This is a genomic window from Pseudomonas sp. yb_2 (assembly GCF_043103905.1).
Classification (GTDB): domain Bacteria; phylum Pseudomonadota; class Gammaproteobacteria; order Pseudomonadales; family Pseudomonadaceae; genus Aquipseudomonas; species Aquipseudomonas alloputida.
In genome coordinates, this window is sequence record NZ_JBICKH010000039.1 from 51,455 (window position 1) to 70,303 (window position 18,849).

The following is an 18,849-nucleotide window of genomic DNA, read 5'->3' on the forward strand; positions in this document are numbered from 1 at the left end:
CGGCAACGCAGGCCCGGCGCTGGCACCCGGCGTCTCGCCACCCTACCCGTGAAAACCTGCCCGAACACGACCAGAGCCCTCTAGCCCGGCCACTTCAGCCATCGCGAAGAAAGCTGGCACCCCGCTTGCTCCTGCCCTTGCAAACAAAAATACGAGGTGCGCCATGCCGCTACCCGCCCCGATTGTCGGGATCATTGCCAACCCTGCCTCTGGCCGCGACCTGCGCCGCCTGACCGCCAATGCCGGGCTCTATTCGAGCACCGACAAGGCCTCGGCTATCCAGCGCCTGCTGGCCGCTTTCGGTGCCACCGGCATTGGCCAGGTGTTGTTGCCCAGCGACATGACCGGCATCGCTGCCGCCGTGCTCAAGGCCAGCCAGGGCCCGGGGGCCCGTGACCAGCACTGGCCGGCCATCGAAATCCTCGACCTGCCACTGAGCCAGACCGTGGCCGATACCCGCCTGGCTACCCGGCACATGGTCCAGCGCGGCGTGGCGATGATCGCCGTGCTGGGCGGTGATGGCACCCACAAGGCGGTCGCCGCCGAGGCCGGTGACGTGCCGCTGCTGACCCTGTCCACCGGCACCAACAACGCCTTCCCCGAACTTCGCGAAGCCACCAGCGCGGGCCTGGCCGGTGGCCTGCTTGCCAGTGGCCGGGTACCGGCCAGCATCGGCTTGCGCCGCAACAAACGCTTACTGGTGAACGTGCCTGAACAACAGCTGGCCGAGTGGGCCTTGGTCGAGGTGGCCGTGTCGCCGCAGCGCTTCATCGGTGCCCGTGCACTCAGCCGCAGCGAGGACCTCTGCGAAGTCTTCGCCTGCTTCGCCGAGCCCCACGCCATCGGCCTGTCGGCCCTGTGCGGTCTGTGGTGCCCGGTGTCACGGCAAGATCCGCACGGCGCCTGGGTACGCCTGGCCCCCGACGCCGAACAGGCGCTGTTGGCGCCGTTGGCGCCCGGGCTGCTGCAAGCCTGCGGCATCACTGCCTGCGGTCCGCTGACACCCGGCGTCGCCCAGCGCCTGAGCCTGACCAGCGGCACCTTGGCGCTGGATGGCGAACGCGAAATCGAATTTGCCGAGCATGACACGCCCACCATCACCCTCGACCACCAAGGCCCACTCAGCGTGGACGTCGAGGCCGTGCTGGCGCATGCCGCCCGCCACCACCTGCTGGCCGTCCCGCGCGGCCACCGGCTGCACCCTGCAAACCCGTGTTGAGACAACCCCGGAGAACAACAAGATGTCCAATCAACTCAGTACTGAACAACTGCTGCATGCCTATGAAGTCATGCGGACCATCCGCGCCTTCGAAGAACGCCTGCATGTGGAGTTCGCCACCGGCGAAATTCCCGGCTTCGTCCACCTGTATGCCGGCGAAGAAGCCTCTGCCGCCGGGGTCATGGCCCACCTGCGCGACAGCGACTGCATCGCCTCGACCCACCGCGGCCATGGCCACTGCATCGCCAAAGGCGTGGACGTGTACGGCATGATGGCCGAGATCTACGGCAAGAAGACCGGCGTGTGCGGTGGCAAAGGCGGCTCGATGCACATTGCCGACCTGGAAAAGGGCATGCTCGGTGCCAACGGTATCGTCGGCGCCGGCGCACCACTGGTGGCCGGGGCGGCGCTGGCGGCCAAGCTCAAGGGCCGCGATGACGTGTCGGTAGCCTTCTTCGGCGATGGGGCATCCAACGAGGGCGCCGTATTCGAGGCCATGAACATGGCGTCGATCATGAACCTGCCCTGCATCTTCGTGGCCGAGAACAACGGCTACGCCGAGGCCACTGCCTCCAACTGGTCCGTAGCCTGCGACCACATTGCCGACCGCGCTGCCGGCTTCGGCATGCCAGGCGTCACCATCGACGGCTTTGACTTCTTTGCCGTATACGAGGCCGCCGGCGCTGCCATCGAGCGCGCCCGCTCCGGGCAAGGGCCGTCGCTGATCGAGGTCAAGCTCAGCCGTTACTACGGCCATTTCGAAGGCGATGCGCAAACCTACCGCGCCCCTGATGAAGTGAAGAACCTGCGCGAATCCCGCGACTGCCTCATGCAATTTCGCAACAAGACCACCCGCGCCGGCCTGCTCACGGCCGAGCAACTGGACGCCATCGACGCCCGCGTCGAGGACCTGATCGAAGACGCCGTTCGCCGCGCCAAATCCGATCCCAAGCCACAGCCCGCCGACCTGCTCACCGACGTCTACGTCGCCTACCCCTGAGCCGCGGATTACAAGAACAACAGGAGAACCACCATGGCAAGAAAGATCAGCTACCAGCAGGCCATCAACGAGGCCCTGGCCCAGGAGATGCGCCGCGACAGCACAGTGTTCATCATTGGCGAAGACGTCGCCGGCGGTGCCGGTGCGCCCGGCGAGGATGACGCCTGGGGTGGCGTGTTGGGCGTGACCAAAGGCCTGTATCACCAATTCCCCGGCCGCGTGCTTGACGCGCCGCTGTCGGAAATCGGCTACGTCGGCGCGGCCGTCGGTGCTGCCACCCAGGGCCTGCGCCCGGTGTGCGAACTGATGTTCGTCGACTTCGCCGGCTGCTGCCTGGACCAGATCCTCAACCAGGCCGCCAAGTTCCGCTACATGTTCGGCGGCAAGGCCGTGACCCCGCTGGTGATGCGCACCATGTATGGCGCCGGCCTGCGTGCGGCAGCCCAGCACTCGCAGATGCTCACCTCGCTATGGACGCACATCCCCGGCCTGAAGGTGGTGTGCCCATCCTCGCCTTACGATGCCAAGGGCCTGTTGATCCAGGCGATCCGCGACAACGACCCGGTGATCTTCTGCGAACACAAACTGCTGTACAGCATGCAGGGCGAGGTGCCGGAAGAGGTGTACACCGTACCGTTCGGCGAAGCCAACTTCTTGCGCGATGGCGACGACGTGACCCTCGTTACCTACGGGCGCATGGTGCATGTGGCGCTGGAGGCCGCCAACAACCTGGCCCGCCAGGGCATCGACTGCGAGGTACTGGACTTGCGCACTACCAGCCCGCTGGACGAGGACAGCATTCTGGAAAGTGTGGAGAAGACCGGCCGCCTGGTGGTGATCGATGAAGCCAACCCGCGCTGCTCGATGGCTACCGACATCAGCGCGCTGGTGGCACAGAAGGCTTTTGGCGCACTCAAGGGGCCGATCGAAATGGTCACCGCGCCACATACCCCGGTGCCGTTCTCCGACGCCCTGGAAGACCTGTATATCCCTGACGCGGCGAAGATCGAAGCCGCCGTGCGCAAGGTGATCGAAGCCGCAAGGAGTGCTGCATGAGCCAGATCCATACCCTGACTATGCCCAAGTGGGGCCTGTCGATGACCGAGGGCCGGGTGGACACCTGGCTCAAGCAGGAAGGTGACGAAATCAGCAAGGGCGACGAGGTGCTGGACGTCGAGACCGACAAGATCAGCAGCAGCGTCGAAGCGCCTTTCAGCGGCGTGCTGCGCCGCCAGGTAGCCAAGCCGGATGAAACCCTGCCCGTCGGCGCACTGCTGGCGGTGGTAGTCGAAGGCGAAGCAGAGGAGGCCGAGATCGATGCCGTGGTACAGCGCTTCCAGGCCGAGTTCGTCGCCGAAGGTGGCGCCGACCAAAGCCAGGGGCCGGCCCCTCAGAAGGCGGAAGTAGGCGGGCGCCTGCTGCGCTGGTTCGAGCTGGGTGAAGGCGGTACACCGCTGGTGCTGGTGCACGGGTTTGGTGGTGACCTCAACAACTGGCTGTTCAACCACCCGGCGCTGGCTGCCGAGCGGCGGGTCATCGCCCTCGACCTGCCGGGCCACGGCGAGTCGGCCAAGGCCCTGCAGCGGGGCGACCTGGATGAGTTGAGCGAAACCGTGCTCGCCCTGCTCGACCACCTGGACATCGCCAAGGCCCACCTGGCCGGCCATTCCATGGGCGGAGCCGTCAGCCTCAACGTGGCGCGCCTGGCCCCGCAGCGGGTGGCCAGCCTGAGCCTGGTGGCCAGCGCCGGCCTGGGCGAAGCGATCAACGGGCAGTACTTGCAAGGCTTCGTCACTGCGGCCAACCGCAATGCACTCAAACCGCAGATGGTGCAGTTGTTTGCCGACCCGGCGCTGGTCACCCGGCAAATGCTGGAGGACATGCTCAAGTTCAAGCGCCTGGAAGGTGTGGACCAGGCCCTGCAGCAACTGGCAGGGGCGCTCGCCGACGGCGACCGGCAGCGCCATGACTTGCGCGGGGTCCTTGGCAATCACCCGGCACTGGTGGTGTGGGGTGGCAAGGATGCGATCATCCCGGCCAGCCATGCCGAGGGCCTGGAAGCCGAAGTACAGGTGCTGCCAGAGGCCGGCCACATGGTGCAGATGGAGGCGGCCGAACAGGTCAACCAGCAACTGCTCGCATTCCTGCGCAAGCACTAAGCCCTTTTCGTGAGCCTGGAGAACAACAATGAATGACCTGAGCCACACCCACATGCGCGCGGCCGTCTGGCATGGCCGCCACGATATTCGTGTCGAACAGGTACCTTTGCCGGCCGATCCTGCGCCAGGCTGGGTGCAGATCAAGGTGGACTGGTGCGGCATCTGCGGCTCCGACCTGCACGAATATGTTGCCGGCCCGGTGTTCATCCCGGTAGAGGCCCCGCACCCGCTGACCGGCATTCAGGGCCAGTGCATCCTCGGCCACGAATTCTGCGGCCACATCGCCAAGCTTGGCGAAGGCGTGGAAGGCTATGCCGTAGGCGACCCGGTGGCGGCAGACGCCTGCCAGCATTGCGGCACCTGCTATTACTGCACCCATGGCCTGTACAACATCTGCGAACGCCTGGCGTTCACCGGCCTGATGAACAACGGTGCCTTCGCCGAGCTGGTCAACGTGCCCGCCAACCTGCTCTACCGGCTGCCGCAGGGCTTCCCTGCCGAAGCCGGGGCACTGATCGAACCGCTGGCGGTGGGTATGCACGCGGTGAAAAAGGCCGGCAGCCTGCTTGGGCAAACCGTTGTAGTGGTGGGGGCCGGCACCATCGGCCTGTGCACCATCATGTGCGCCAAGGCTGCAGGTGCGGCACAGGTCATCGCCCTTGAGATGTCCTCTGCGCGCAAAGCCAAGGCCAAGGAAGTGGGCGCCAACGTGGTGCTGGACCCCAGCCAATGCGATGCCCTGGCGGAAATCCGCGCACTGACTGCAGGGCTGGGCGCCGATGTGAGCTTTGAGTGCATTGGCAACAAACATACGGCCAAGCTGGCCATCGACACCATCCGCAAGGCGGGCAAATGCGTGCTGGTGGGTATTTTCGAAGAGCCCAGCGAGTTCAACTTCTTCGAGCTGGTGTCCACCGAGAAGCAAGTGCTGGGGGCGTTGGCGTACAACGGCGAGTTTGCCGACGTGATTGCCTTCATTGCTGATGGTCGGCTGGATATTCGCCCGCTGGTAACCGGCCGGATCGGATTGGAGCAGATTGTCGAGCTGGGCTTCGAGGAACTGGTGAACAACAAAGAGGAGAACGTGAAGATCATCGTTTCACCAGGTGTGCGCTGATTGCACCTTGAAGGCAACGTGGCACCTGTGGGAGCGGGTGGGCCTGCGAACAATGCAACACAGTGGAGGGCACCGGCTTTGCCGGTGTTCGCGGCTGAAGCCGCTCCTACAGGGTACTGGCAAGGTTCCAAGGCTGTGCGCTGGCACAGGGGCTCGCTGTCTCAGGATCCCATTCTGCGTCATACTCGGCAGACCTATTGCCCGGTCCTCGCCATGCGTCCACTGCTCCCCATTACCCTGGTCCTGCTGCTCGCCGCCTGTGGCGATGGCGAATCGCTGCTCCCGCCCGACGCACGGCTGCCTGACGGTGGGCGTTACCGGGGGCAGGTGGTCGATGGCCTGCTGCAGGGTGAGGGCCGGATCGACTACCCCAACGGCAGCTGGTACGCCGGCAGCTTCAAGGACGGCCAGTGGCACGGCCAGGGCGAATGGCATGGCCAGAACGGCGAGGTCTACCGCGGCCAGTTCGCCGAGGGGCTGTTTCAGGGCCTGGGTGACCTGATCACCCCAGGCAGCCACTATAGCGGCACCTTCCGCCACGGCCGCCGCGACGGCGAGGGCACCCTCAAGCAAGCCGACCAGACATACCGCGGCCAGTTCAAGGACGACCTGTACGACGGTGCAGGCCAACTGGAACTGGCCGACGGCAGTCGCTACCAAGGCCTGTTCGCCAAGGGCAAGCCCAACGGCGCCGGGGTGCGCAGCGATGCCAGCGGCAACCAGTTCAGCGGCCACTTCGTCAACGGCCAGCTACAAGGCGCTGGCACCTACGACAGCGTTGATGGCGAGCAGTACATCGGCGAATTCAAGGACAACCGCCTGGAAGGCCGAGGCCGCTACGAAAATGCCGATGGCGACGTGTGGATCGGTGAATTCAAGGACGGCTCGCTGATCGGCGAAGGGGAGTTGCTGGGCAGCGATGGCAGCCACTACAAGGGCGAGTTCGCCGACTGGCGTCTGTCGGGCCAGGGCAGCCTGCAACTGGCCGACGGCAGCAAGTACATCGGCGGTTTCCTCAACGATGCCTACCATGGCCATGGGCGGCTGATTCTGCCCAGTGGCAAGGTCGAAAGCGGAACATGGGCCAACGGCGTGCGCGTGCGCGACCAGAACGGCAAGCTGCTGCCAGACCCACTGGACCTAGCGTTGCTCAACCAGGGCCGGCTGCTGGACGAGGCGCTGGCTCGGGTACCTCGCTCGGCGCCACCGATCCAGCTGTATAGCCTGGTAGTGGCCGGCGATGGCCAGCAAAGCGTATTCCTGCGCGAAGCCGACTACGTCAGCCGCATGCTCAAGGTGCGCTTTGGCGCCCGTGGCCAAGTGACCCTGGTCAACCACCGCGACCACATGGCCACGCGTCCCATGGCCACCCGCGAAAACCTCTCCCGCGCTGCCGCCACCCTGGCAGAGCGCAGCGGCCCCGAAGACCTGGTGTTCATCTACCTCACCAGCCATGGCAGCCAGGACCACCAGCTGGTGCTCGACCAGCCCCGTCTGCAACTGGCCGACCTGGCCGCTGACGAGCTGGCCACTGCCTTGGCGCCGCTGAAGGATCGCGACAAGGTCATCGTCATCTCCGCCTGCTATTCAGGGGGCTATATCGCTCCGCTCAAAGACGAGCGCACGCTCATCATGACCGCTGCCCGGGCCGACCGCGTCTCCTTCGGTTGCTCGGAGGAAGCCGACTTCACCTACTTTGGCGATGCCCTGTTCGCTGAAGCGCTGAACCAGACCGACGACCTGAAACAGGCGTTTGAACTGGCACGTGCCAGCGTTGCCGAAAGAGAACAAAGGGAAGGCTTCGAGGCCTCCGAGCCGCAGCTGTGGGCACCGCCGGCCGTGCTTGAGCACTGGCACCAGCTGCGTCAGCAGCAAGCCGAAGAAGCGTTGCGTAACACCACACAGGCCAACGTGAGCAAGCAGGCAAAAATGCCCGGCACTCACTAGACTTGAGTGTAACAAGGGAGAGACATCATGTACTTGACGCCTCAGCATGTCCTGCTTGCCGGAGCCACCGGTCTGACCGGTGAACACCTGCTAGACCGCCTGCTCAACGAGCCCACCATCACCCGTGTCCTGGCGCCTACACGCCGGCCATTGGCCGAGCACCCGCACCTGGAAAACCCGGTGGGCGACCCGGCGGTATTCCTTCCGCAACTGGCCGGGCGGGTCGACATCGCCTACTGCTGCCTGGGCACCACGCTGAAGCAGGCGGGTTCCGAATCGGCTTTCCGCGCAGTGGATCTGGACATGGTGGTCGCCTTCAGCAAGCGTGCCCGGGAAATGGGCGCACGGCATCTGCTGGTGATCAGTGCAGTGGGCGCCGATCCTAAGTCGTCAATTTTCTATAACCGGGTCAAGGGCGAGATGGAAGAAGCGCTCAAGGCTCAGGACTGGCCACAGCTGACTATCGTGCGGCCCTCGTTCCTACTGGGCGAGCGGCTGGAGCCACGGCTGACTGAACAGCTAGTTGCGCCGTTTTCTCGGTTCATACCCGGGAAATACCGGGGAATCGAGGCTTGTACCCTGGCGCGGGCGCTGTGGCGGCTGGCGCTGGAAGAAGAAGACGGCGTGCGGGTTGTGGAGTCGGATGAGTTGCGCAAGCTGGGCAGGATCTAGGCTTCGCTTGTGCTGGCCTCTTCGCGGGCACGCCCGCTCCCACAGGGTCTCCATAAACTTCCAGTGACTACTCACCAATAGGAATGGGCGTGCCGGCGAAGAGGCCATCACAGGCCGCCGCTAGCCTGGAAGCCTATGCCGGCCGCTGTCAGCAAAGACAACGGCAGCAGCAGGGTATCAAGCAACATGCTCCCCGGCAGATCCAGACGCGGATACGCCGGAGCGTCAGCCCCGTAATGATCCCGCGGGCAACACCCGCCATTGATCACATACAAATCCAGCCGGGTACCGGCATACACCACCGGTGCGCCGGGCTTGTTGGCATCCAGCGTGCGCACCGTGGCGCAGCCCCCCAGCATCACCAGCGCCAGCAACCCCGCCAGTGCTCGCTTCAATCATCCACCCCGAAGTGGTGCTCGCCCCAACGCGGCAACATGTCCTGGGGGATGTTCAGCAGGTTGAGGATACGCGCCACGACAAAGTCGACCAGGTCGTCGATGGTCTGCGGCTGGTGATAGAACCCCGGTGCCGCCGGCAGGATCACCGCGCCCATTTGCGACAGCTTGAGCATGTTTTCAAGGTGGATGGTGGAGAATGGCGCTTCGCGTGGCACCAGGATCAGCTGGCGACGCTCCTTGAGGGTAACGTCGGCAGCACGCTCGATCAGGTTGTTGCAGGCGCCAGTGGCAATGGCCGACAAGGTGCCAGTGGAACAGGGGACCACCACCATTGCCGCCGGGGCGCCAGAACCCGAGGCTACCGGCGACATCCAGTCTTCCTTGCCATACACACGGATCTGCCCGTCGGCCGCGCCGGTGTATTCGGTCAGGAAGGCCTGCATCGCCTGGGGCTTGGCCGGCAACACAACATCCGTCTCGGTGGCCATCACCAACTGTGCGGCCTTGGAAATCAGGAAGTGCACCTCGCGGTCTTCGCGTACCAGGCAATCGAGCAGGCGAAGGCCATACTGGGCACCCGAGGCGCCCGTCATGGCCAGGGTGATGCGTTCCGGCCCGTTCACTTCAGCGCCTCGGCCAGCTTGCCGTGCAGGCCGCCGAAGCCGCCGTTGCTCATGATCACCACCTGGGTGCCTGGGCGAGCCTGACCTTTGACCCGCTCGATGATCGCTTCGAGGCTATCGGCCACCACGCTCGGCACCTTGCACTGCGCAGCGGTGGCGGCCAGGTCCCAGCCGAGGTTGGCCGGCGCATACCAGATCACCTGGTCAGCGTCGTTGACGCTTTCTGGCAGGCCGTCACGATGGGCGCCGAGCTTCATCGAGTTGGAGCGTGGCTCGATCACCGCGATCACAGGCGCCTCCCCCACCCGCTTGCGCAGGCCGTCGAGCGTGGTGGCAATGGCGGTCGGATGGTGGGCGAAGTCATCGTAGATGGTCACACCTTGTACTTCGGCAACCTTCTCCATGCGCCGCTTGACGCTCTTGAACGCACTCAGGCCGTCGATGCCCATGGCCGGTACCACGCCTACATGACGCGCTGCTGCCAGGGTAGCCAAGGCATTGGCGACGTTGTGCTGGCCGGTCAGCGCCCAGTCCACCACACCCTGCACTTCGCCCTCGAACAGTACTTCAAAGCGCGAGCCATCTGGGCTGAGCAGGCGGGCTTGCCACTGGCCGCCCTCCCCGGTGGTTTGCACAGGGGTCCAGCAGCCCATGCCGATCACGCGCTCCAGCGCTTGCTCGGTGGTCGGGTGGATGACCAGGCCTTCGCTGGGGATAGTCCGCACCAGGTGGTGGAACTGCCGCTCGATCGAGGCCAGGTCCGGGAAGATGTCCGCGTGATCGAACTCAAGGTTGTTGAGGATCGCGGTACGCGGGTGATAGTGGACGAACTTAGAGCGCTTGTCGAAGAAGGCGCTGTCGTACTCGTCGGCTTCCACCACAAAGAACGGCGTGTCGCCCAAGCGGGCCGACACCGAGAAGTTCTGCGGCACGCCGCCAATCAGGAAGCCCGGGCTCATGCCGGCGTGCTCCAGCACCCAGGCCAGCATGCTGCTGGTGGTGGTCTTGCCGTGAGTACCGGCAACGGCCAGCACCCAGCGGCCTTGCAGCACGTGGTCGGCCAGCCACTGGGGGCCGGAGACGTAGGGCAGGCCCTTGTTCAGCACGTATTCAACCGCTGGGTTGCCGCGCGACATGGCGTTGCCGATGACCACCAGGTCTGGCGCCGGATCCAGCTGGGCCGGGTCATAGCCTTGGGTCAGTTCGATACCCTGGGCTTCGAGCTGGGTGCTCATCGGGGGATAGACGTTGGCGTCAGAGCCGGTGACGCGGTGGCCAAGTTCCTTGGCCAGCACCGCCAGCGAACCCATGAAAGTGCCGCAAATACCGAGAATGTGAATATGCATGGTCGACCTCGCAAAACATCGAGGCAGGGTAGCCCAGGGCGCGACAAATCGCACCCGCTGTTTCGCTCAGTCGCCCCTGGTAATGCCGTGTTTGCGCAGTTTTCGATACAAGGTATTGCGGCTGATGCCCAAGTGCTCGGCGACGCGGGTGAGATGCCAGTGTTTTGCCTCCAGGACCTCCTTCAGCGCTTGCCGCTCCGCGTCGAGCAGAACCTCGGTCCCTGCAGAGTCACCCTCAATCTCTGCGGCACCGCCGGACCTGTGGGAGCGGGCTTGCCCGCGAACGAGGGCAACGCCCTCGCCCTCCATTTCCTGGTTGGACATCTTCGCGGGCTCGCCTACCCCCGCGAGAGGTGGGCTGGTGCGGATGACTGCGGGGAGGTCTGCAAAGGTAATGCGGGCATCTTCGCAAAGCGCCACCAAAGTACGCAGCACATTGCGCATCTGCCGCACGTTCCCCGGCCAGTTAAATGCGAGCAGCGCCTGCCGCGCCCGGGGCTCGATGTCTATCCATTGCCCCTGCGTCTCCTGACGCAGCAGAAAGTCCAGCAACTGCGCCTTGTCACTGCGTTCGCGTACCGCCGGCAGTGCCACCTCCAGGCCATTGAGGCGGTAATACAGGTCCTCGCGGAAACTGCCCTGTTCAACCCGTTCCAGCAGGTCACGGTGCGTAGCGCTGACGATGCGCACGTCCACCGCCTGTGGCTCTCCCCCGATCGGCACCACCTGGCGCTCCTCCAGCACCCGCAGCAGTCGGGTTTGCAGGGCAAGCGGCATATCGCCGATCTCGTCCAGCAGCAAGGTGCCGCCGTCGGCCTGCAACAGCTTGCCGCGCATGCCCTCCTTGCGCGCGCCGGTAAAACTGCCGCCGCGGTACCCGAACAGCTCACTCTCGATCAGGCTTTCCGGGATAGACGCGCAGTTGATGGCGACGAACGGCTTGCCGCGCCGCTCACTGGCCTGATGCACAGCCTGGGCGAAGGCTTCCTTGCCACAGCCGGTCTCGCCGCGCAGCAGCAATGGCACATCGCGCTCGAACACCCGCACGCTGCGGCGGAAATCATTTTGCAACGCAGGGTCAAGCAGACAGACCAGCGGCTCCACTTCCGCTGCGGGCCGCGGCTGGGCGGCCGGCACCGACCACACCGGCGCCCGGGCCTGCCCCCGCAGGCTGGCGAACACCTGGCGACCGTCCAGGGTGCGCAGCGGCCAGACAGCACTGCCGCCGGGCGTGGCACGGCTGAACATTTCGTCATGGCTGCACGCGAAAAAGCACTCCAACGGTTTGCCCAGCACGCCACCCCGTACCGTACCCAGCAGGTTCAGTGCGCTTTGGTTGGCAGCGCAAATGCGCCCATCGCCGTCGAACGCCAGCAAGCCTTCGCTGAACAGGCCGACCGACTCGGCTTGCAGGTGAAAACGCAATAACCATTGCTGCTCGAAATGGCGCAGGAAATAGCAGCTTTCGATCATCTTCGCCGACAGGTTGACCAACGCCATGGTGTGGAACTGGCTTTGCCGCGATACGTCGGGGCGCGCAGAGGACACGTCGAGCACCGCCAGCAGGTCGCCATGCGGGTCGAACACCGGGCTGGCCGAGCAGGTCAGCCCGGTGTGACGGCCACGGAAGTGCTCGTTCTGATGGATGGTCAGCGCCTGGCGCTCGACCAGGCAGGTGCCGATGCCATTGGTGCCCTCGCGCGCCTCGCTCCAGTCGGCGCCCAACCACAACCCGGCACGCTCGAAGCTGCGCCGCTCGGCGGGGGCACTGACGCAATTGAGGATCACCCCGCGGGCGTCGGTCAGCAGCACCGCGTGGCCTGCGCCGGAAAGCTGCTGGTGCAGGCTGTTCATTTCATGGTCGGCAATTTGCAGCACCTGGTGCAGGCGCTCGCGGCTTTCCAGCAGGCGCCCATGCTCAAGCACCACCGGCGCTTCGATCACCGCCGGGTCGAGGTGGTAATCCTCCAGGCAGCGCAGCCAGGAACGGGCGATGGACGGATCACTGCCGCCCTCCCCGGCCCCGCCATGGGCAACGCTATGGACCTGCCGGGCATGGCGAGTGAAGTGATTGCTCTGCATTGTTGTAATTCTCCGCAGATAGAGCGTCAGCCCAGCATCCTCCACCCGGTTAGGCTTTGCAATGCACACGCCCTGTGATGTGTCGCAAACGGCACAAAATGTCACCCCAGGCGTACCGGCGCCGGCACAGCGGTCCTTGAACAGGCCCGTAAAAATGACCCAAGTCATTGATTTGCCTGGCACCGCCAACACTGGCCCAACCCTTGCTCTATGCTTTTCAACTCCCTAAAAAGCACAATACCAAGGAGACACACCATGCGTTATGCACATCCCGGTACCGAAGGCGCGAAGGTTTCCTTCAAGAGCCGCTACGGCAACTACATCGGTGGTGAGTTCGTTACTCCGGTAAAGGGGCAGTACTTCGAAAATACCTCCCCGGTGAATGGCAAGCTGATCGCTGAGTTCCCCCGCTCTACTGCCGAAGACATCGACAAAGCCCTGGATGCCGCCCATGCTGCGGCCGACGCCTGGGGCCGCACTTCAGTGCAGGATCGTTCCAACGTGCTGCTGAAGATCGCCGACCGCATCGAGCAGAACCTCGAACTGCTGGCCATTACCGAAACCTGGGACAACGGCAAGCCGATCCGCGAAACCCTCAACGCCGACATTCCGCTGGCGGTCGACCACTTCCGCTATTTCGCTGGCTGCATCCGCGCCCAGGAAGGCGGCGCTGCCGAAATCAATGAAGGCACCGTGGCCTACCACATCCACGAGCCACTGGGCGTGGTCGGGCAGATCATCCCCTGGAACTTCCCGATCCTGATGGCTGCCTGGAAGCTTGCCCCGGCACTGGCAGCTGGTAACTGCGTGGTGCTCAAGCCTGCCGAACAGACGCCGCTGGGTATCACCGTACTGCTCGAAGTCATTGGCGACCTGTTGCCACCTGGCGTGCTCAACGTAGTGCAAGGCTATGGCCGCGAAGCCGGTGAAGCCCTGGCCACCAGCAAACGCATCGCCAAGATCGCCTTCACCGGCTCTACCCCGGTGGGCTCGCACATCATGAAATGCGCCGCCGAGAACATCATCCCGTCCACCGTCGAACTGGGTGGCAAGTCGCCGAACGTGTACTTCGAAGACATCATGCAGGCCGAACCAAGCTTCATCGAGAAGGCGGCAGAAGGCATGGTGCTGGCGTTCTTCAACCAGGGTGAAGTGTGCACCTGCCCGTCGCGTGCCCTGGTGCAAGAGTCGATCTATCCGCAGTTCATGGAAGTGGTGATGAAGAAGGTGCTGCAGATCAAGCGCGGCGACCCGTTGGACACCGACACCATGGTCGGCGCCCAGGCCTCGCAGCAGCAGTTCGAAAAGATCCTCTCGTACCTGCAGATTGCCCAGGAAGAAGGCGCCGAGCTGCTCACCGGCGGCAAGGTCGAGAAGCTGGAAGGTTCGCTGGCTACCGGTTACTACATCCAGCCGACCCTGCTCAAGGGCAACAACAAGATGCGCGTGTTCCAGGAAGAAATCTTCGGCCCGGTGGTCAGCGTCACCACCTTCAAGGACGAAGCCGAAGCGCTGGCAATTGCCAACGACACCGAGTTCGGCCTGGGCGCCGGCGTGTGGACCCGCGACATCAACCGTGCCTACCGCATGGGCCGCGGCATCAAGGCTGGCCGTGTGTGGACCAACTGCTACCACCTGTACCCGGCGCATGCCGCGTTCGGCGGGTACAAGAAGTCAGGGGTTGGGCGTGAGACGCACAAGATGATGCTGGATCACTATCAGCAGACCAAGAACCTGCTGGTGAGCTACGACATCAATCCGTTGGGCTTCTTCTAGACCGCGTCGCCTTCTTCGCGGGTAAACCCGCTCCTACAGGTTCACCGTTGGTTCCAGAGCCGGTGAGGTACCTGTGGGAGCGGGCAAGCCCGCGAAGAGGCCGGACTTGCTTTACACAAAACCCAGGGCGGTAACCGTGCACCAACCGCTCTGGCTCGCTTCCTGCAGCACCCATCACCATCGGCCCGGAACCCTTCCGGCCACCAAGAAAAAAAACAGGTGAATCTATGCCAAGCGAACATTCCGCCGGATCGCCGGCAGGCTCCTCCGTCGACTTCGAGAAAGTCGGCTCTGACTATTTCCAGCAACGTGAACTGAAAAAAGGCGCCGCCGGCTGGGTACTGCTGGTCGGCCTGGGCGTGGCGTACGTCATTTCCGGCGATTACGCCGGCTGGAACTTCGGCCTGGCGCAGGGCGGCTGGGGCGGCATGTTCCTGGCCACCTTGCTGATGGCAACCATGTACCTGTGCATGTGCTTCTCGCTGGCCGAACTGTCGTCGATGATCCCCACCGCTGGCGGCGGCTACGGCTTTGCCCGCAGCGCGTTCGGACCGTGGGGCGGCTTTTTGACCGGCACGGCGATCCTGATCGAATACGCCATCGCCCCAGCCGCCATCGCGGTGTTCATCGGCGCCTACTGCCAATCGCTGTTCGGTATCGGCGGCTGGATGATCTACCTGGCGTTCTACATCGTGTTCATCAGCATCCACATTTTCGGCGTGGGTGAGGCACTGAAGCTGATGTTCATCATCACCGCCATCGCCGCCATTGCCCTGGCCGTATTCCTGATAGGCATGGTGCCCCATTTTGATGCAGCCAACCTGTTCGACATCGCCAAAACGGACGCCGTCGGCGCCAGCAGCTTCCTGCCGTTCGGCTATGTCGGCGTGTGGGCAGCCATCCCTTACGCCATCTGGTTCTTCCTTGCCGTCGAAGGCGTGCCGCTGGCCGCAGAAGAAACCAAGAACCCCAAGCGTGACCTGCCACGCGGCCTGATCGGCGCCATGCTGGTACTGCTGGCCTTCGCCTTGCTGATCCTGGTGGTCGGCCCAGGCGGCGCAGGCTCCGAGGCGCTGAAGGCCTCCGGTAACCCGCTGGTCGAAGCCCTGTCGAAGGCCTACGGCGGCTCCACCTGGATGGGAGGCTTCGTCAACCTGGTCGGTCTGGCCGGGCTGATCGCCAGCTTCTTCTCGATCATCTATGCCTATTCCCGGCAGATCTTCGCCCTGTCCCGCGCCGGTTACCTGCCGCGCAAACTGTCGGAAACCAACAAGAGCAAGGCCCCGGTACTGGCCTTGGTCATCCCCGGCATCATCGGGTTTGCCCTGTCGCTGACGGGCCAGGGTGACTTGCTGATCCTGGTGGCAGTGTTTGGCGCTACCCTGTCTTACGTGCTGATGATGGCTGCGCACATCACCCTGCGCATCCGCCGGCCAAAGATGGAGCGCCCCTACCGCACCCCGGGTGGCATCTTCACATCCGGCCTGGCGCTGGTGCTGGCGTGCATCGCCGTGGTCGCCGGATTCCTGGTTGACCCGAGGGTAGTCATTGGCGCTGCAGTGATCTATGCGGTATTAATTGCCTACTTTGCTTTCTACAGCCGCCACCACTTGGTTGCGGGCACACCGGAAGAGGAATTCGCCGCGATCCAGAAGGCCGAAGAGGCCCTGCACTGATCGCCGCCACCCGCCGCGGGGCAACCCGCGGCTCTGGAGATTCTGTATGGCAAGTTTCGTACACACGGTCGGCCATCTGGTCTACCGCTTCGACAGCCTCAAGGAAGTGATGGCCAAGGCCAGCCCGGCACGCTCCGGGGACTGCCTGGCAGGCGTGGCGGCCAGCAACGACGCCGAGCGCGTCGCCGCGCAGATGGCGTTGGCCAACATTCCGCTAACGCACTTTCTCAATGAAGCACTGATCCCTTACGAAGCAGATGAAGTTACCCGCCTGATCATCGACACCCACGATGCCCAGGCCTTCGCCCCGGTCAGCCACCTGACCGTGGGTGGCCTGCGTGACTGGCTGCTGAGCGAGGAAGCCAACGAAGACAGCCTGCGCGCCCTGGCGCCCGGGTTGACCCCGGAAATGGCCGCTGCCGTGTCGAAGATCATGCGCGTGCAGGACCTGGTGCTGGTGGCGCAGAAAATCCGCGTGGTCACCCGGTTCCGCGGCACCATGGGCCTGCGCGGGCGCCTGTCGACCCGGCTGCAACCCAACCACCCGACAGACGAACCGGCCGGTATTGCCGCCAGCATTCTCGACGGCTTGCTGTACGGCAACGGCGACGCCATGATCGGCATTAACCCGGCCACCGACAGCATCGCTTCGATCTGCGCCCTGCTGGAAATGCTCGACGCCATCATCCAGCGCTACGACATCCCCACCCAGTCCTGCGTGCTGACCCACGTCACCACCTCGATCGAAGCGATTAACCGCGGCGTGCCACTGGACCTGGTGTTCCAGTCCATCGCCGGCACTGAGGCGGCCAACGCCGGCTTCGGCATCAACCTGAACGTGTTGCAGGAAGGCTACGAAGCAGGGCTGTCGCTGAAACGTGGCACCCTCGGGCAGAACCTGATGTATTTCGAAACCGGCCAGGGCAGTTCGCTCTCGGCCAACGCCCACCACGGCGTCGACCAGCAGACCTGCGAAACCCGCGCCTATGCCGTGGCTCGTCACTTCAAGCCGTTCCTGGTCAACACCGTGGTCGGTTTCATTGGCCCGGAATACCTGTACAACGGCAAGCAGATCATCCGCGCCGGCCTCGAAGACCATTTCTGCGGCAAACTGCTGGGCGTGCCGATGGGTTGCGATATCTGCTACACCAACCATGCCGAAGCCGATCAGGACGACATGGACACCTTGCTGACGCTGCTGGGTGTGGCCGGCATCAACTTCATCATGGGCATCCCCGGCTCCGACGACATCATGCTCAACTACCAGACCACCTCGTTCCATGACGCGTTGTACGCGCGCCAGACCCTGGGCCTGAAGCCCGGGCCGGAATTCGAGGCATGGCTGGCCCGCACCGGTATCTTCACCCAGGCCGATGGCCGGGTGCGCTTCGGTGACAACCTGCCGCCGGCCTTCCGCCAGGCCTTGGCACAGCTTGCATAGGGATGACCATGGACCACCGCACGCCTACCCCCGACAACCCTTGGCTGGCCCTGCGCAACCTGACCCCGGCGCGCATCGCCCTGGGCCGCACCGGCACCAGCCTGCCGACCGGGGCGCAGCTGGACTTCCAGTTCGCCCATGCCCAGGCACGAGATGCCGTGCACCTGGCTTTCGACCACGCCGGCCTGGCCAGCCAGCTGAGTGACCGCGGGCGCGAAAGCCTGGTGTTGCACAGCGCTGCCAGCGACCGCCACCAGTACCTGCAGCGCCCGGACCTTGGGCGGCGGCTGAACGAAGACTCGATTACGACCCTTCGCCAGCACGCCCAGGCCAACCCCGGGGGCGTCGACCTGGCCATCGTGGTGGCTGACGGCCTCTCGGCACTGGCCGTGCATCGCCACACACTGCCGTTCCTGACCCGCTTCGACGAACAGGCTGCCGCCGACGGCTGGACCTGCGCCCCGGTGGTGCTGGTGCAGCAGGGCCGCGTGGCAGTGGCCGATGAGGTCGGCGAGCTGCTGGGCGCCCGGATGACGGTGATGCTGATCGGCGAGCGCCCGGGGCTGAGCTCGCCCGACAGCCTTGGCCTGTATTTCACTTACGCACCCAAGGTCGGCCTGACCGATGCCTACCGCAACTGCATTTCCAATATCCGCCTGGAGGGGCTGAGCTATGGCATGGCGGCGCACCGCCTGTTGTACTTGATGCGCGAAGCCTGCCGGCGCCAGCTTTCCGGGGTGAATCTAAAGGACGAAGCCGAGGTCCATAGCCTGGAGAATGAAGACAGCGCCAACCAGAAAGGTAACTTCCTGCTCGGCAAAGGGTAAAAAATCTGTCACGGAAGGCGGATTGCACTCGTACCGTGCATTGGGCAGCATGCCCTTGAACGCTGCTGGCATTCCGCTGTTTCCCAAATGGACTCTGAGGGCCGCACATGCGCATCATCAAAGCAACCCTGGAACACCTCGACCTGCTCACCCCGTTGTTCGTCAAATACCGTGAGTTCTACGGGCAACTGCCCTACCCCGACAGCTCGCGCAGCTTTCTGGAAAAGCGCCTGAAGCGGGACGAATCGGTGATTTACCTGGCACTTCCGGATGATGACGACAGCAAACTGCTGGGCTTTTGCCAGCTGTACCCGAGCTACTCGTCGCTGTCGTTGAAGCGGGTATGGATTCTCAACGATATCTATGTGGCCGAGGACTCCCGGCGCATGCTGGTCGCCGACCATTTGATCCGCGAGGCGAAGAAAATGGCCAAAGAGACCAATGCTGTGCGCATGCGCGTGTCGACCAGCGCGAACAATGAAGTGGCGCACAAGACCTACGAATCCATCGGGTTTCGTGAGGATACCGAGTTCAAGAGCTACATCCTGCCAATCAGCCAGGATTGA

At 64.1% G+C, this 18,849-nt stretch carries 16 protein-coding genes; 12 read left to right on the forward strand and 4 right to left on the reverse strand.

Annotated elements, in window-relative coordinates:
• Positions 1–163 precede the first annotated feature (163 nt).
• The 7 genes from ACF8FB_RS09500 to ACF8FB_RS09530 all read left to right on the forward strand — a co-directional run bounded on the left by ACF8FB_RS09500 (position 164) and on the right by ACF8FB_RS09530 (position 8,114).
• Entirely contained in the window at positions 164–1,219 is a 1,056-nt protein-coding gene (locus ACF8FB_RS09500; protein WP_010951831.1) for an ATP-NAD kinase family protein, read from the forward strand.
• A 22-nt stretch (positions 1,220–1,241) separates the two neighbouring features.
• Entirely contained in the window at positions 1,242–2,219 is a 978-nt protein-coding gene (locus ACF8FB_RS09505; protein ID WP_010951830.1) for a thiamine pyrophosphate-dependent dehydrogenase E1 component subunit alpha, read from the forward strand.
• 33 nt (positions 2,220–2,252) lie between these two features.
• Positions 2,253–3,275: an alpha-ketoacid dehydrogenase subunit beta gene (locus ACF8FB_RS09510; protein ID WP_010951829.1), complete on the forward strand. Its 1,023-nt coding sequence runs from the start codon at positions 2,253–2,255 to the stop codon at positions 3,273–3,275.
• Entirely contained in the window at positions 3,272–4,378 is a 1,107-nt protein-coding gene (locus tag ACF8FB_RS09515) for an acetoin dehydrogenase dihydrolipoyllysine-residue acetyltransferase subunit (RefSeq protein ID WP_010951828.1), read from the forward strand. The genes ACF8FB_RS09510 and ACF8FB_RS09515 overlap by 4 nt, the downstream gene beginning before the upstream one ends.
• Positions 4,379–4,430: 52 nt before the next feature.
• Positions 4,431–5,495: a 2,3-butanediol dehydrogenase gene (locus tag ACF8FB_RS09520; protein ID WP_223843612.1), complete on the forward strand. Its 1,065-nt coding sequence runs from the start codon at positions 4,431–4,433 to the stop codon at positions 5,493–5,495.
• Positions 5,496–5,708: 213 nt separating this feature from the next.
• The gene (locus ACF8FB_RS09525; protein ID WP_392509313.1) at positions 5,709–7,442 is read left to right on the forward strand and encodes a C13 family peptidase; all 1,734 of its coding nucleotides are present in this window, start codon (positions 5,709–5,711) and stop codon (positions 7,440–7,442) included.
• 27 nt (positions 7,443–7,469) lie between these two features.
• Positions 7,470–8,114, forward strand: a complete 645-nt coding sequence (locus ACF8FB_RS09530; RefSeq protein ID WP_104960714.1) for an oxidoreductase — start codon at positions 7,470–7,472, stop codon at positions 8,112–8,114.
• A gap of 107 nt (positions 8,115–8,221) precedes the next feature.
• Here ACF8FB_RS09530 and ACF8FB_RS09535 read toward each other — a convergent pair whose 3' ends face one another.
• From ACF8FB_RS09535 to ACF8FB_RS09550, 4 genes are all read right to left on the reverse strand, one after another.
• Positions 8,222–8,509 (reverse strand): YceK/YidQ family lipoprotein, encoded by a 288-nt coding sequence (locus tag ACF8FB_RS09535; protein ID WP_003255347.1) that lies wholly within the window; start codon positions 8,507–8,509, stop codon positions 8,222–8,224.
• Complete coding sequence (ubiX, locus tag ACF8FB_RS09540; protein ID WP_003255348.1) at positions 8,506–9,135, reverse strand: flavin prenyltransferase UbiX; 630 nt, start codon at positions 9,133–9,135, stop codon at positions 8,506–8,508. Before ubiX ends, ACF8FB_RS09535 begins: the two co-directional genes overlap by 4 nt.
• Positions 9,132–10,481 (reverse strand): UDP-N-acetylmuramate:L-alanyl-gamma-D-glutamyl-meso-diaminopimelate ligase, encoded by a 1,350-nt coding sequence (gene mpl, locus ACF8FB_RS09545; protein WP_350298338.1) that lies wholly within the window; start codon positions 10,479–10,481, stop codon positions 9,132–9,134. The genes ubiX and mpl overlap by 4 nt, the downstream gene beginning before the upstream one ends.
• 66 nt (positions 10,482–10,547) lie before the next feature.
• A complete protein-coding gene (locus ACF8FB_RS09550) occupies positions 10,548–12,563 on the reverse strand; it encodes a sigma-54-dependent Fis family transcriptional regulator (RefSeq protein WP_392509314.1) in 2,016 nt (671 codons plus the stop codon).
• A 255-nt stretch (positions 12,564–12,818) separates the two neighbouring features.
• Between ACF8FB_RS09550 and ACF8FB_RS09555 the strand changes: the two genes are divergently transcribed.
• From ACF8FB_RS09555 to ACF8FB_RS09575, 5 genes are all read left to right on the forward strand, one after another.
• Positions 12,819–14,339, forward strand: a complete 1,521-nt coding sequence (locus tag ACF8FB_RS09555; protein ID WP_010951822.1) for an aldehyde dehydrogenase family protein — start codon at positions 12,819–12,821, stop codon at positions 14,337–14,339.
• A gap of 227 nt (positions 14,340–14,566) precedes the next feature.
• Positions 14,567–16,015 carry an ethanolamine permease gene (eat, locus tag ACF8FB_RS09560; protein WP_003255355.1) on the forward strand — a complete coding sequence of 483 codons (1,449 nt, stop codon included), beginning with the start codon at positions 14,567–14,569 and terminating at the stop codon, positions 16,013–16,015.
• Between the two features lie 46 nt (positions 16,016–16,061).
• Positions 16,062–17,456 (forward strand): ethanolamine ammonia-lyase subunit EutB, encoded by a 1,395-nt coding sequence (locus tag ACF8FB_RS09565; protein WP_392511254.1) that lies wholly within the window; start codon positions 16,062–16,064, stop codon positions 17,454–17,456.
• Between the two features lie 8 nt (positions 17,457–17,464).
• Positions 17,465–18,283: an ethanolamine ammonia-lyase subunit EutC gene (eutC, locus tag ACF8FB_RS09570; RefSeq protein ID WP_392511255.1), complete on the forward strand. Its 819-nt coding sequence runs from the start codon at positions 17,465–17,467 to the stop codon at positions 18,281–18,283.
• A gap of 107 nt (positions 18,284–18,390) precedes the next feature.
• The gene (locus ACF8FB_RS09575) at positions 18,391–18,849 is read left to right on the forward strand and encodes a GNAT family N-acetyltransferase (RefSeq protein WP_012051075.1); all 459 of its coding nucleotides are present in this window, start codon (positions 18,391–18,393) and stop codon (positions 18,847–18,849) included.